General features: G+C 60.7%; 12 protein-coding genes. 8 read left to right on the top strand and 4 right to left on the bottom strand.

Annotation, left to right across the window (positions count from 1 at the left end; translation table 11 throughout):
- Positions 1-82 precede the first annotated feature (82 nt).
- The gene (locus QSK43_RS04645) at positions 83-1,297 is read left to right on the top strand and encodes an NADP-dependent isocitrate dehydrogenase (RefSeq protein WP_332302475.1); all 1,215 of its coding nucleotides are present in this window, start codon (positions 83-85) and stop codon (positions 1,295-1,297) included.
- A gap of 336 nt (positions 1,298-1,633) precedes the next feature.
- Positions 1,634-2,260 carry a glutathione S-transferase family protein gene (locus QSK43_RS04650; protein ID WP_332302476.1) on the top strand — a complete coding sequence of 209 codons (627 nt, stop codon included), beginning with the start codon at positions 1,634-1,636 and terminating at the stop codon, positions 2,258-2,260.
- 83 nt (positions 2,261-2,343) lie between these two features.
- Here the strand turns inward: QSK43_RS04650 and QSK43_RS04655 are convergent, their stop codons facing one another.
- The 3 genes from QSK43_RS04655 to recA form a co-directional block, all read right to left on the bottom strand.
- Entirely contained in the window at positions 2,344-2,727 is a 384-nt protein-coding gene (locus QSK43_RS04655; protein ID WP_332302477.1) for a VOC family protein, read from the bottom strand.
- Between the two features lie 72 nt (positions 2,728-2,799).
- A complete protein-coding gene (alaS, locus tag QSK43_RS04660; protein WP_332302478.1) occupies positions 2,800-5,463 on the bottom strand; it encodes an alanine--tRNA ligase in 2,664 nt (887 codons plus the stop codon).
- Between the two features lie 234 nt (positions 5,464-5,697).
- A complete protein-coding gene (gene recA / locus QSK43_RS04665; RefSeq protein WP_045023117.1) occupies positions 5,698-6,789 on the bottom strand; it encodes a recombinase RecA in 1,092 nt (363 codons plus the stop codon).
- 246 nt (positions 6,790-7,035) lie between these two features.
- Here recA and QSK43_RS04670 point away from each other — a divergent pair, with 246 nt between their 5' ends.
- Together QSK43_RS04670 and QSK43_RS04675 are read left to right on the top strand one after the other, a co-directional pair.
- A complete protein-coding gene (locus tag QSK43_RS04670) occupies positions 7,036-7,977 on the top strand; it encodes a carbohydrate kinase family protein (protein WP_332302479.1) in 942 nt (313 codons plus the stop codon).
- Positions 7,978-8,006: 29 nt separating this feature from the next.
- Positions 8,007-8,930 carry a pseudouridine-5'-phosphate glycosidase gene (locus QSK43_RS04675; RefSeq protein ID WP_045023121.1) on the top strand — a complete coding sequence of 308 codons (924 nt, stop codon included), beginning with the start codon at positions 8,007-8,009 and terminating at the stop codon, positions 8,928-8,930.
- 269 nt (positions 8,931-9,199) lie between these two features.
- Here the strand turns inward: QSK43_RS04675 and QSK43_RS04680 are convergent, their stop codons facing one another.
- A complete protein-coding gene (locus tag QSK43_RS04680) occupies positions 9,200-11,437 on the bottom strand; it encodes an OmpA family protein (protein WP_332302480.1) in 2,238 nt (745 codons plus the stop codon).
- A gap of 342 nt (positions 11,438-11,779) precedes the next feature.
- Between QSK43_RS04680 and QSK43_RS04685 the strand changes: the two genes are divergently transcribed.
- The 4 genes from QSK43_RS04685 (at position 11,780) to QSK43_RS04700 (ending at position 14,732) form a co-directional block, all read left to right on the top strand.
- A complete protein-coding gene (locus QSK43_RS04685) occupies positions 11,780-12,553 on the top strand; it encodes an ABC transporter substrate-binding protein (protein ID WP_332302481.1) in 774 nt (257 codons plus the stop codon).
- A gap of 113 nt (positions 12,554-12,666) precedes the next feature.
- Positions 12,667-13,470 (top strand): ABC transporter permease, encoded by an 804-nt coding sequence (locus QSK43_RS04690; RefSeq protein WP_332302482.1) that lies wholly within the window; start codon positions 12,667-12,669, stop codon positions 13,468-13,470.
- A complete protein-coding gene (locus QSK43_RS04695) occupies positions 13,467-14,297 on the top strand; it encodes an ABC transporter permease (protein ID WP_332302483.1) in 831 nt (276 codons plus the stop codon). The genes QSK43_RS04690 and QSK43_RS04695 overlap by 4 nt, the downstream gene beginning before the upstream one ends.
- A 168-nt stretch (positions 14,298-14,465) precedes the next feature.
- Positions 14,466-14,732 (top strand): usg protein, encoded by a 267-nt coding sequence (locus QSK43_RS04700; protein ID WP_045023195.1) that lies wholly within the window; start codon positions 14,466-14,468, stop codon positions 14,730-14,732.
- Positions 14,733-14,768: the final 36 nt, after the last annotated feature.

The raw sequence follows: 14,768 nt of genomic DNA on the forward strand, positions 1-14,768 counted from the left end.
CGCTCGCAATGCTATAGCCGCACCGGATATTTTTCCGAATACCGGCGTCATCAGGCGCCACAGCTTCGAAGGTGAGGAATTCATGGCAAAGATCAAGGTAGCCAATCCAGTCGTCGATCTCGACGGCGACGAAATGACCCGTATCATCTGGCAGCTCATCAAGGACAAGCTGATCCTGCCATACCTCGATCTCGACATCGAATATTACGACCTCTCGGTCGAAAACCGCGATGCCACCAACGACCAGGTCACAGTCGATGCGGCACACGCCATCAAGAAGCACGGCGTCGGCATCAAATGCGCGACGATCACCCCCGACGAGCAGCGCGTCGAGGAATTCGGCCTCAAGCAGATGTGGAAGAGCCCAAACGGCACAATCCGCAACATTCTGGGCGGCGTCATCTTCCGCGAGCCGATCATCTGCAAGAACGTTCCGCGCCTCGTTCCCGGCTGGACCAAGCCGATCGTCGTTGGCCGTCACGCCTTCGGCGACCAGTACAAGGCAACCGATTTCAAGTTCCCCGGCAAGGGCAAGCTGACGATCAAGTTCGTCGGTGAAGACGGTCAGGTCATCGAAAAGGACGTCTTCGACGCTCCCGGCGCCGGCGTCGCCATGGCCATGTACAACCTCGACGAATCCATCCGCGAATTCGCCCGCGCGTCCATGATGTACGGCCTGATGCGCAAGTGGCCGGTTTACCTGTCTACCAAGAACACCATCCTGAAGGCCTATGACGGCCGCTTCAAGGACATCTTCGAAGAAGTCTACCAGGCCGAGTTCAAGGCGAAGTTCGACGAAATCGGAATCATCTATGAACACCGCCTGATCGACGACATGGTTGCTTCCGCTCTGAAATGGTCCGGCGGCTACGTCTGGGCCTGCAAGAACTACGATGGCGACGTGCAGTCCGATACGGTTGCGCAAGGGTTCGGCTCGCTCGGCCTGATGACCTCCGTTCTTATGTCGCCGGACGGCCGCACGGTCGAAGCAGAGGCCGCGCACGGCACCGTGACGCGCCACTACCGTCAGCACCAGAAGGGTCAGGAAACCTCGACCAACTCGATCGCCTCGATCTTCGCCTGGACGCGTGGCCTCGCCCACCGCGCCAAGCTGGACGACAATGCGGAACTCGCAAAGTTCGCAACGACGCTTGAAACCGTCTGCGTCGACACCGTCGAAAGCGGCTTCATGACCAAGGATCTGGCCCTCCTCATCGGTCCGGACCAGCCCTGGCTCTCCACCACGGCCTTCCTCGACAAGATCGATGAAAACCTCAAGACGGCAATGTCGGCCTGAAGTAACAAGGCCATACCTGTCTGAATATTCGAACGTGAAAACCCGGCCGCAACGCCGGGTTTTCTTTTTTTGCTCACAGTATCTTGATTAGGCGTTGCACTAGGCGCAGACTTCGATTCCGCACCGTGCCGAGGCCATTACAACAATAAACAAAGCTGAAACAGCGTCTACTTACACATAACTTGCCCGGCACAGTCAAAATTTCAAGGACGCATCGGCGCAAACTTGAGAAATGTGGAAATGATGCTGGGAACTATAAAAAAGCACCGTGTCGGCGCGAAATCCACACCGGTTTTCCCGTGACGCTTCGGCGATTTTGCTTGGGGAGGCAAAACCATGAGTGAACTGATCTTCTACACCAATCCCATGTCACGCGGACGCATTGCCCGCTGGATGCTCGAGGAAGTGGGCGTTCCGTATAAAACGGAGATACTGGGCTTCGAAACCGCGATGAAATCGCCCGCCTACCGGCTGATAAACCCGATGGCCAAGGTGCCGGCCATCAAGCACGGCGATACCATCGTCACCGAGGCGGCAGCGATCTGCGCCTATCTCGCCGATGCCTTTCCCGGCGCGAACCTTGCACCGACGCCGAAAGCGCGTGGGCTTTATTACCGGTGGATGTTCTTCGCCGCCGGCCCGCTGGAAATGGCGGTCAGCATGAAGGCCATGGGGTTTGAAGTGCCGAAGGAAAAGCTGCGCATGGCGGGCTGCGGCAGCTATGAGGATGTAATAAACACGCTTGAACGGGCCGTCAGCGAAAACCGCTTCGTCGCCGGCGACCTCTTCACCGCGGCGGATGTCTATGTCGGCGCCCATGTCGGCTGGGGCTTGCAGTTCGGCACCATCGAAAAACGACCGGCCTTTACCGACTATCTCGCACACCTGACCGACCGCGCCGCCTACAAGCGAGCCAACCAGCTCGATGAAGAAGCGGCGAAGGACTTACAGGCGGCGGGCTGAAAATACGGGAAGGCCATTTTGCCCGGAAGCGGAACATCTGCCCTCGCAAAGATTACATTTCGAACTATCGATTTGAGACAGACTTACCCGTTGGCTTGGCCGAGTGGTTCTCCGACCTCGATTGCATGCCCGTCCGGATCATAAAAACGGAAAACTCGCTGTCCCCATGTCTGCCGCTCGACGGGATGGATCAACTCCACATGCGGGACAATACTTAGAAAAGCCGCGTCGATATCCTCATGTTCGAAATAAAGCAGCAGATTCCGTCTGCCGTAAGGTTCTTCCGTGTCGGGCGACGTCCGCCAGACCGTCTCCTGCAGCGAACGACCCTCATGTATCGCAAAGCCGCTTTCAAAGAGGACGAAGTTTCCGAAATCCTCCAGTACTTTCAGGCCAAGCGTGTCACGATAAAATTCCCTGGAACGGCTGATATCGCGCACGAAAGGGATGGGATTTACAAAACGCATCGCATTCCTTTCGTGGTTCAACATCCAGAATCAAAAAGGCGGGGTAGAACCCGCCTTCTCAGTCCATCCTGATTATGCCGCCAGCGCCGCCGCCACCGCGTCGATGGCCTCCTGCGCCTTGGCGCCATCGGGGCCACCGGCCTGCGCCATATCCGGGCGTCCGCCACCGCCCTTGCCGCCAAGGGCGGCTGAGGCCGTGCGGACGATATCGACAGCGCTGAAACGGGCCGTCAGATCCTCGGTCACGGCAGCGACAGCGCTCGCCTTGCCGTCTTCGGAAACGGCGATCAGCAGCACGACGCCGGAGCCGAGATTGACCTTGGCTTCATCGGCAAGACCCTTGAGATCCTTGGCGTCGATACCCGAGAGAGACTTCGCCAGGAAATTGACGCCGGCGACCTGCTGGACGTCGTTTGCGCCGGCATCCGAGGAACCGCCGCCCATTGCGAGTTTCCTGCGGGCATCGGCAAGCTCGCGCTCCATCTTCTTGCGCTCGTCGAGAAGTCCCTCGACACGCGACAGCACTTCGCCCGGCTGCACCTTCAGCGACGAAGCCAGCGCCTTTACCCGCTCATCCTGCTCGGAGAGATAGGCGAGCGCGCCCTGCCCCGTTACGGCTTCAAGACGACGCACGCCGGCACCGACGGCGCTTTCGCCGAGAATGCGGATAAGACCGATCTGGCCGGTTGCGGCAACATGGGTGCCGCCGCAAAGCTCTACGGAATAAGGACGGTTGGCTTTCGCACCGTGAAGGCCGGTGCCCATGGACACCACGCGCACTTCATCACCATATTTTTCACCGAACAGCGCCATGGCGCCCTCGGCAATGGCGTCGTCAACGCTCATCAGGCGGGTCACGACCGGCGAATTCTGCAGCACGATCTCGTTTGCCATGTCCTCGACCACCTTCAGTTCCTCTGCCGACATCGGCTTCGGATGCGAAACGTCGAAGCGCAGGCGCTCAGGCGCGACCAGCGAACCCTTCTGTGCAACGTGCGTGCCAAGCACCTCGCGTAGCGCCTCGTGCAACAGGTGGGTGGCGGAGTGATTGGCACGCAGACGCGAACGGCGGTCATGATCGACCGTCAGCTGCACGGCTTCACCAAGCTTCAACCCACCCTTGGACACCGTGCCGGAATGCACGAACAGACCTTCGCCCTTTTTCTGGGTTTCGGAGACGGTAAAGGCGCCATTGTCGCCGGAGATAACGCCCGTATCGCCCATCTGGCCGCCGGACTCGCCATAAAACGGCGTCTGGTTGACGACGATCTGCACCGTCTCGCCATCGGCAGCACTTTCCACCGACTTGCCGTCCTTGACGATCGCCTGAATGACGCCTTCTGCGGTTTCGGTATCGTAACCGAGGAATTCGGTCGCGCCGAACTTCTCCTTCAGTTCGAACCACACCGTTTCGGTCGCCTTGTCGCCGGAGCCGGCCCAGTGCGAGCGCGCTTCCGCCTTCTGGCGTTGCATGGCATCCGTGAAGCCGGAAATGTCGACGCTGATTTCGCGGGCACGCAACGCATCCTGCGTCAGATCGAGCGGGAACCCATAGGTGTCGTAAAGCTTGAAGGCTGTCTCGCCGTCCAGCATGTCGCCCTTGTGCAGGGTAGAGGTCGCGTCGGATAGCAGCGACAGGCCACGATCCAGCGTCTTGCGGAAACGGGTTTCCTCAAGCTTCAGGGTCTCGGAAATCAGCGCTTCGGCGCGGACCAGTTCCGGATAGGCGCGGCCCATCTGCTGTATCAGCGCCGGCAGCAGCCTGTAGATCAGCGGCTCACGCGAACCGAGAAGCTCGGCATGACGCATGGCGCGGCGCATGATACGGCGCAGAACATAACCTCTGCCTTCGTTGGACGGCAGAACGCCATCGGCGATCAGGAAGGCGGATGAGCGCAGATGATCGGCGATGACCCGGTGGCTGGCGCGTTTTTCGCCTTCCGCCGGAACGCCGGTCGCCTCGACGGAGGCCGAAATCAGCGCCCGGAACAGATCGGTATCGTAATTGTCGTGTTTGCCCTGCAACAGTGCCGAAACGCGCTCGAGACCCATGCCGGTATCGATCGACGGGCGCGGCAGATCGATGCGCTCTTCCTTCGTCAGCTGCTCATATTGCATGAAGACGAGGTTCCATATCTCGATGAAACGGTCGCCGTCTTCGTCCGGTGAGCCGGGCGGGCCGCCCCAGATATGGTCGCCATGGTCGTAGAAGATTTCCGAGCAGGGGCCGCACGGACCGGTATCGCCCATGGCCCAGAAATTGTCGCTGGTCGGAATGCGGATGATGCGGTCGTCGGAGAAACCGGCGATCTTCTTCCAGAGATTAAAAGCCTCGTCGTCTGTGTGGTAGACCGTGACGAGAAGACGGTTGCGGTCAATGCCGAATTCCTTGGTAATCAGGTTCCAGGCATGGGTGATCGCCTCTTCCTTGAAATAATCGCCGAAGGAGAAATTGCCGAGCATTTCGAAGAACGTATGGTGACGGGCCGTATAACCGACATTGTCCAGATCGTTATGCTTACCGCCGGCGCGCACGCATTTCTGTGCCGAGGCAGCCGTGGAATAAGGGCGGCTTTCAAGACCGGTGAAGACGTTCTTGAACTGCACCATACCGGCATTGGTGAACATCAGCGTCGGATCGTTGCGCGGCACCAGCGGGCTGGAGGGCACGATCTCGTGTCCGTTCTTCTTGAAGTAGTCGAGGAAGGTCGACCGAATTTCATTCACACCGCTCATGCCCACACACCGCTCACAGCTGGAGTCCATCATCGCCATCCTGAACGATGGCTATATTGCAAAATCACTGGCTTTTATCGTCCGCACCCTGCCCTGTCCAGCCATGGAGGCGAAGCAAGGCGTATAGGCAAAGAAAAAGGGCCGCGCGAAGGAAAATCGCACGACCCTTTTGATCCAAACCAGCTCATGCCGGCAAAGCTTCCGGGCGCTACCGCCCGAACCTTCGCGAACGCATCAGCCTTCATCGGCCCCGTCGTCGCCATCGTTGGCGTCAGGACCACCATTATGCAGGAAGCGATCGGCGATCAGACCGGCATTCTGGCGCAGCGCCAGTTCGATCTCATTTGCCATTTCCGGATTGTCGCGCAGGAAGGTCTTGGCGTTTTCACGCCCCTGCCCCAGACGCTGACTATTATAGGAGAACCACGCACCGGATTTTTCGACGATACCGGCCTTCACGCCGAGATCGACAAGCTCGCCGGTCTTCGATACGCCCTCGCCATACATGATGTCGAATTCCACCTGTTTGAAGGGCGGCGCCATCTTGTTCTTGACGACCTTGACACGCGTCTGGTTGCCGACAATCTCTTCGCGTTCCTTGACAGCGCCGATACGGCGAATGTCGAGACGCACCGAGGCGTAGAACTTCAGTGCGTTGCCGCCCGTCGTCGTTTCCGGCGAACCGAACATGACGCCGATCTTCATGCGGATCTGGTTGATGAAGATCACCATGCATTTCGACTTGGAGATCGAGGCAGTCAGCTTGCGCAGCGCCTGGCTCATCAAGCGGGCCTGAAGGCCCGGCAGGCTGTCGCCCATCTCGCCTTCGATTTCCGCACGCGGCGTCAGCGCCGCAACCGAGTCCACGACCAGAATATCGACGGCGCCGGAACGCACCAGCGTATCGGTGATTTCCAGCGCCTGTTCGCCCGTATCCGGCTGCGAGATCAGGAGGTTCTGCAAATCCACGCCAAGCTTGCGGGCATAGATGGGATCGAGCGCGTGCTCGGCATCCACGAAGGCGCAGATACCGCCCTTCTTCTGGCATTCCGCAATCGTCTGCAGAGCCAGCGTCGTCTTACCCGAGCTTTCCGGGCCGTAAATCTCAACGATGCGCCCCCGCGGCAAACCGCCGATACCGAGCGCGATATCCAGGCTGAGCGAACCCGTCGAAACGGTCTCGACTTCAACCACATTTTCATTGGAACCGAGCTTCATGATCGATCCCTTGCCGAACGACCGTTCGATCTGGGAGAGCGCCGCTTCCAGTGCCTTGCTTTTATCCACCGATTTATCCTCTACGAGACGCAAAGAATTTTGTGCCATCCGGTCCACCTTTAGGTTATTGAAGCCACACAGGCAATGAAGCAGTATGGAAATAGGATGTACTCTATTTGTTCTCATTTCGCAAGGCGCAGCCAGCATATTGAAAACAAATAGCGATAAGTGGTTTGTTCTGCTTTCGTTTTTTCGTGTCCGGCCTATCGCCGCAGACCGGGTGCGAAGGCGGAAAACCAAACGGTTCGGACGAATCGTCCACCCTTTCCATCCGCGAAAGAGGGAAACGCAAGCGTGAAGAAAATACTCGTTCTGGGCGGCGCGCATATCGACAGGCGCGGCATGATCGAGGCGGAAACAGCGCCCGGCGCCAGCAATCCCGGCTCCTGGATGGAAGAGGCAGGCGGCGGCGGTTTCAACGCGGCGCGCAATCTCTCCCGGCTCGGTTTTGCCGTCCGCATCATCGCACCACGCGGCGGCGACGTGACGGGCGAGGCGGTGGCGGAGGCCGCAAGGCAGGCGGGCGTCGAAGATACGCCCTTCGTTTTCCTCGATCGCCGCACGCCGAGCTACACCGCCATTCTGGAGCGCGACGGCAATCTCGTCATCGCCCTTGCGGATATGGACCTCTACAAGCTGTTTTCGCCACGCCGCCTCAAAGTGCGTGCAGTGCGCGACGCGATCACCGCAAGCGACCTTCTGCTTTGCGACGCCAATCTGCCGGAGGATACGCTGAAGGCGCTCGGCCTCATTGCCCGCGCCTGCAAAAAACCGCTCGCAGCAATCGCCATTTCGCCCGCCAAGGCGGTGAAGCTGAAGGACGTGCTCGCCGATATCGACTTTCTCTTCATGAACGAGGCGGAGGCGCGTGCTTTGACCGGGCAGACAACGGCAAATGTTCGCGACTGGCCGGAAATTCTCCGCAAGGCCGGTCTTGCCGGCGGCGTCGTCACCCGTGGCGCAAGCGAAGTGGTGGCCTTCAACGCGACGCAAACCGCAAGCCTCCACCCGCCCCTCATCCGCGAGGTGAAAGATGTGACGGGTGCGGGAGACGCCATGGCCTGCGGTTATCTCGCGGCAATCACCGAGGGCAAAACTATCGCCGAAGCGCTCCGACTGGGCGCAGCGGCCGCCGCCATCACCGTGCAATCGCCCTTTGCTACCGCCCAGGACCTGTCAAAAGACAGTGTCGAGGCCATGTTAGGGCTTGTCCCCAATGCCGAAATACTGGCATGAACCCGTTTTAAGAACCTGGAACAGACAGAATGACCCGCCCCATCTCCCCGCTCCTGCCCATCGTCTATTCGCAAGAGGTTGCCGCCGCCAAGCAGCGCGGCGCGCCGATCGTGGCGCTTGAATCGACCATCATCACCCACGGCATGCCCTACCCGGGCAATATCGAGATGGCCGAAGGTGTCGAACAGATCATCCGCGATCAGGGCGCCGTTCCGGCAACCATCGCCGTCATTCACGGCACCCTGCATATCGGCCTTGAGAAAGACCAGCTGGAAGCACTGGCCCAGACCACGGACGCCATGAAGGTCTCGCGCGCCGATCTCGCCTTCGCGATTGCCGAGCGCCGCACGGGCGCGACGACAGTGGCAGCCACCATGATCGCCGCTGCCCGCGCCGGCATCCGCGTTTTCGCCACCGGCGGCATCGGCGGCGTGCACAAGGGCGCGGAACAGACCTTCGATATTTCCGCCGATCTGACCGAGCTTGCCAAAACCGGCGTGATCGTCGTCTGCGCCGGCGCCAAGGCCATTCTGGATATTCCGAAGACGCTGGAAGTTCTCGAGACCAACGGCGTGCCGGTCGTTACCTTCGGTTCGGAAGAGTTTCCAGCCTTCTGGTCGCGCTCCTCCGGCCTTTCCAGCCCGCTTTCGCTCAACAGCCCGGCGGCCATCGCCAATTTCCAGACGACCCGCGAACAGCTCGGCATCGACGGCGGCATGCTGATCGCCAATCCCGTGCCGGAAGAAGACGAAATTCCGCGCGAGGAGATGGAAATCTACATCAACCGCGCCATTTCCCACGCCGAGCGCCAGGACATCACCGGCAAGGCCGTCACGCCCTTCCTGCTCGGCGATATCTTCCGGTTGACCGATGGCCGCAGCCTCGCGACCAATATCGCGCTGGTGCGCAACAATGCCCAGCTCGCCGCAGAGATCGCCGTCGCGCTGAACTAGGCGTTAGGGGCCGGGATCAACCTCAAATGAGGGTGTGGCAGAGGGCGAAGCCTCTCCTCCGTCATGCCGGACTTGATCCGGCATCCAGCCACGGCGCGTCTGCGCCGTGAAAGAGTCTTTCGTGATCAAGTCCTTGATCATGCTGGACCTCGAATCCAGTCCGGGGTGACGGGATACGAACGTGTCTGCCCTAAGAACTTTGCTACCAACAAAAAAGCCCGGAAAGCTTTACGCTTTCCGGGATTTCGTTTTTCAGTTCCTGAACCCGGTCAGTTCTGGGCGACCGGCCTTACCAGCGGCGTGACGCGGCGGATGGTGACGCGGCGGTTCTGCTGTTCCGGACCGAGTGTCTGAACCTTCAGATAACGCTCGCCATACCCTTGGGTCGCGAGGTTTTCCGGCGGAATGCCGTAAACATCGGTCAGCACGTTTGCGACGGACGCGGCGCGCTCGTCGGAAAGGACGAGGTTGCTTTCATCCGAACCGACGGCATCGGTGTGGCCTTCGATCAGGAAGGTCTCCGCCGGGTTCTTTGCCAGCGCCTTGTTGATCGCATCCGCTACCTTGCGCAGCGAACGCGCCTGCGCCATCGGAATATCGGCGCTGCCCGTGGCGAAGGTGATCGTATCGAGGTCGATACGGCGCACCTTGTCGCGGATGCGGGCCGAATAACGCACTTCGTCCAACGAATAGACGCGCTCCACCGGCTCGACCGGCGGCTGCTCCAGGAAGCGATAATAATCGCGGTCCGGATCGCTCGACGTGTCGATGATGTAGTCCGTCACCGGAATGCGCAGACGCATCGGCGGCAGGTCGAGGCCCGGATCGCGATAGACGTATTCACGGTCAGGATCCTCCATCAACTCCGGCGCATAGAACAGCACATATTCCCGGCCACGGTCGTCGATGCGCGAACGCTGGATGACGTCGCCGTAGCGGTTGCGGATCGTCACCACCTGCGTGCCGTCCCGGCGCTCGACCGTCTCGCGGATGCGTCCGCCGCCCAAACGCTCGTAATAGGGCTCGCCGCCATCGCGGATGAAGCGCTGGTTGTCGTCGCCGCGCACCACCACACGATCGCCGAATTGCAGGATGATCGGCGCATCGCGGTCCTGATCGCGTCTGCCGCCTTCGCGCGGCTGCCATTCGCGTGCACCTTCCGGCCGCTCATATTGCGGCCGGCGGTCGATACGCTCGCCCTGCTGGGAGGTGATCGCCTCCATCTTCACGGGCGGCGGCGGGGCCTTGCCTTCGGCGGCACCGGCGCGCTGCGCCTCGGCATCGGAGGTCGGCACTTTCACGTCACCGGCCTGTTCACGCTCGCGGCGGCGTTGCTCCCGTGCCTGGTTGTTGCCAGAGCGTTCCACTTCCTTGTCGCTGTCGAGGACGGCAGCACCCTTGTCGACGGGCAGGATGACCGTGTCGGCGGTCTTGGACGGGTCCTTGGCAATAGCCTTCGCCTTGTCCAGTTCCTGCTTCGTCGTCGGCGGCGCTTCCGTCTGCGGAATGGCGACCTGATTGGGAACGGGTTCGCCGGCGGGCGCCTGTCCGGTCGTCGCACCACTCGGCGGCGGGGGCGTCGGCGTGCCTGGCAGCGGCGCTGCTGGCTCGGTCTTGCCCTGGCCTTCTACCGGCGGTCTTTCATATGGCTGCTGGCCGGGCGCTGGGTTGGGCTGCGCCTCCGGAGCCGGCGGTCGTGCCGGTGTCGGCGCTTCCTTCGGAACCGGCGTTTCCTTCACGGCAGGTTCGGGAGCGGCAGGCTTTTTCTCCGGAACGGCCTTTTCAGCCGGTTCCGCTTTCGGTTCGGGGGCCGGAGCCGCCTTTTCCTCTACCGGCGGCTTTTTCTCAAGCGCAGGCTCGCGCGGCTTGGCCGGCTGCTCGGTGTTTTCAGGGCGTGCGGCAGGCTGCTCGGCCGCCGGTTCCTTTGCCGGTTCCGGCTTGCGCGGACGTGGCGGGCGCTGCTCGCCCTCACCTGCGGGCTGTTCGGCCCGTTCCGGTTTGCGTGGCCGCTCCTGTGCTGGCTGTTCGGCCGCGGGTGCGGCTTCGGGCTCGGCCTGCGGGCGCTGGCGTGCGGGGCGCTGTTCGGCCGGCGCCGGTTCCGGGCGAGCTTCGCGCTGCGGTTCCCGTTGCGGTTCGGGCTGAGGTTCCGGCTGCGGTTCGCGCCGGGGTTCAGGGCGCGGCTCGGCAGGGGCCGCTTCCGACTTGGGTTCGGGCTTGGGTTCGGGCCGCTCGCGCGCCGGCTCGGGCGCCTGTTCGTGTTTCTGCGGTTCGGCGTGCGGCTGCGGCTCTTCCGCCTGTCGCTTCTTGCGCAGCAGCTCTTCCGGGTTCTGCTCTTCCGGCTGCGCCTGCGCCAATATCACCGGGGCCGTCATCGGCGCCTGGGATTGGGGCATCTGTGTCTGCGCCCGCGCCGCGCCGGCATAACCGGCAGCGGCCGGCTCCACCGCGATCGCCAGCGACATGAGGGGGAAAACCACCCCCGTCAGCAATGTGTTCTTCTTCAGCATCGGTGCTTCCTCATCTGCCATTGTTTTATACGCCGCTTATGTCGCGGCATCATGAATTCCGGCTGCGCGTGCAGGCGCTGGTCAACGCCCTGCACCGGCTTCGGTTCCCATGATGAACAAAGCCTTCTGTACCGGAAATGAACAGATCAAGGCGTTTTCGTGAATGCTCTGCGGCGGAATCGCGTTGGCTAATATTGCAGTTGCATTTTTTGACCAACCGGATGAATAATTGCCCCGCGCTGAGGCCACGGACGGCAAACCGTTCTGTCGTGCCTGCGCCCACGACGTCCGCACTGAAAACAACAACAGACTGCGGATGAACGACCAAAAGAGAGGATCGAAATGCCTATTTCCACCCGTCTGCTCGCAGCCGTATCGATTGCCGCCATCTCGCTGTTCTCCGGCGCTGCGCTGGCACAGGACAAAATCGTCATCGGCACCGAAGGCGCCTACCCGCCCTTCAACAATCTTGAAGCCGACGGTACGCTGACCGGCTTCGACATCGACATCGCCAAGGCGCTGTGCGTCGAAATGAAGGCCGAATGCACCTTCGTCACCAATGATTGGGACGGCATCATTCCCGCCCTGCAGGCCAAGAAGTTCGACGCCATCATCGCGTCCATGTCGATCACGCCCGAGCGTCTCGAGAAGGTCGACTTCTCCAAGAAATACTACAACACTCCCCCGGCAATCGCCGTACCGAAGGATTCGCCGATCAAGTCCGTCGACGATCTGAAGGGCAAGTCGCTCGGCGCGCAGGGTTCCACCACTCACTCCAACTATGCCGAAAAGCATTTCCCGGACGCCAGCCTGAAAATGTATCCGACCGCCGACGAATATAAGCTCGATATCGCCAACGGCCGCATCGACGCCGTTATCGACGATATCGTCGTCCTGTCGGAATGGCTGAAGTCGGATGCGGGTGCCTGCTGCAAGATCCTGACGCCGCTTCCGGTGGATGTCGAGATCAACGGCAATGGCGCAGGTGTTGCCGTGCGCAAGGGTGACACGGCGCTCGCCGACAAGTTCACGGCCGCCATCGCGGGCATCCGCGCCAGCGGCAAGTACCAGGAAATTAACAAAAAATACTTCGATTTCGACGTTTACGGCCAGTAAGCGGCAGAACGCTTGTTGAAATCTCGTGGCGGAAGGCTTGCCCTTCCGCCATTTTTGTTTGAAAACGTAACCATAACAATCACGGCGGCTTAAGACCGCGGGGGAAAACTGGCATGAGCGGAGCATTTTCCGCCATAGGTGCGTTCTGGACCTATGTCTCGACACTTCTCGATCCCTTCTGCGGGCCGGTCGGTCTCTTCACGCTTTTCGGAAACGGCACCCTCGTCACCTGCGGCGATACCGGCTGGGGCGACGAAATCGCCTTCGGCGTCAAGGTCACGATCTCGCTGGCGCTCGCCACCCTGCCTGTCGGGCTTCTGATCGGCTTCCTCATCGCGCTCGCCGCGCAATCGGAGGAAAAATCGCTGCGGCTGGCGGCCGGCGTCTATACCACTATCTTTCGTGGCCTGCCGGAACTCCTGACCCTGTTCATCGTCTATTACGGCATCCAGATGCTGCTGCAATCGGTCGCCGGCTATGTGGGGATAACCGGCCCGGTCGAGATCAACGCCTTCGTGGCGGGCATGATCGCACTCTCGGTGGTGTTTTCGTCCTATTCTTCGGAAGTGCTGCTGTCTGCCTTCAAGGCCATACCGAAGGGCCAATATGAGGCGGGCCATGCACTTGGCCTTTCGCGCGGCCGCACCATGGTGCTCGTCATCATTCCGCAATTGGTCAGGATCGCCCTGCCCGGCATGACCAACCTGTGGGTCATCCTGCTGAAAGACACGTCCTACGTCTCGATCATCGGCCTTGCCGATATCATCCGCCAGACCGGCATCGCCGCCCGCGTCAGCAAGGAAGCCTTTTTCTTTTACAGCATCGCCTGCCTGCTTTATCTCATCCTCGCGCTTCTCTCCTCCATCGGCATCGGCTTCATCGATCGCTGGTCGCGCAAGTCGGAGGCGAGCCGATGAGCTATGTTCAGGAACTCATTCCCCCGCGCCCTGCCCCGGTCGCCACAGACAAGCCCCTCAACATATCGCGCATCGCCGGCATCGCCGTCATCACGCTCTGGATGCTGCTTGCCGCCGGGCTGATCTTCGCCATGATCGAAGGCTGGGACTGGGCGAAATTCGAGCGTTACGGGCCGCGTTATATCGATGGCCTCATCACCACGCTGACGCTGGTCGGCAGCTCGATCATTCTCGGCGCGATCCTCTCGGTGCCGGTCGCCTTTGCGCGCATGTCGGAAAACCGCTTCATCGGAGCGCTGGCCTATGCCTATGTCTATGTCTTTCGCAGCACGCCGCTGCTCGCGCAGCTTTTCCTGATCTATTACGGCCTCGGCAGCTTCCGCCAGGGGCTGGAAACCGTCGGCCTGTGGTGGTTCTTCCGTGAGGCATGGTATTGCGGCCTGTTATCGCTCACCCTCAACACGGCCGCCTATCAGGCCGAAATCCTGCGTGGGGCGATCCGCAGCGTGCCGCGCGGCCAGCATGAAGGCGCCGCCTCGCTCGGCCTGTCGAAATTCGTCACCTTCCGCAAGGTCATTCTGCCGCAGGCGCTCATCGTGGCGCTGCGCCCCTACGGCAACGAGATCATCCTGATGATCAAGGGATCGGCCGTGGTCTCCATCGTCACCGTCTTCGACCTGATGGGACAGACGCGTTACGCCTTCTCCCGCACATTCGATTATCAGGCCTATCTCTGGGCCGCGATCTTCTACCTGACGATCGTCGAGACGCTCCGACATGTCTGGGCATGGCTGGAAGCCCGCCTCACGCGCCATCTCAAGCGCTAGAGACCACGTTGGCAGCACTCATCAACGGAGGCTGCCAACATTTTGAAAAATATAACTATTTTGTGACAATCCGCCCTTTCGGCAAGGTTGGGTTAACCCTGCCGTGTTCCCATATCAGATACAGCGGCAATGCTGTGATCGGCAATCATGGAAACGGGAACCGTCGTCATGAACAAGGATATGGAAATGATGCTGAGGGGCTACGGCCTCACCACCGCCCAGATTTTTTATCGCATGCCGGACCATCCGCTGGTTCTCCAGACCTATGTCTGGCAGAACTACGATCTCGCCCCGGATTTCCCCGAAATGCACGGTTTCCTCAAATTCTGGCAGGAAAAGCTCGACGGGCCGTTGCACTCCGTCCGCTACGTGCACCGGCAGGTGATCTCGGCGCAGGAATGGCGCGCGCTGAAAGGGGAGTTCATCCTTCACTGATGTCCATCGCCACATAAGCATTGCGCCCGTCTCCGT

This window comes from Rhizobium sp. GR12, assembly GCF_036596185.1.
GTDB lineage: Bacteria > Pseudomonadota > Alphaproteobacteria > Rhizobiales > Rhizobiaceae > Agrobacterium > Agrobacterium nepotum.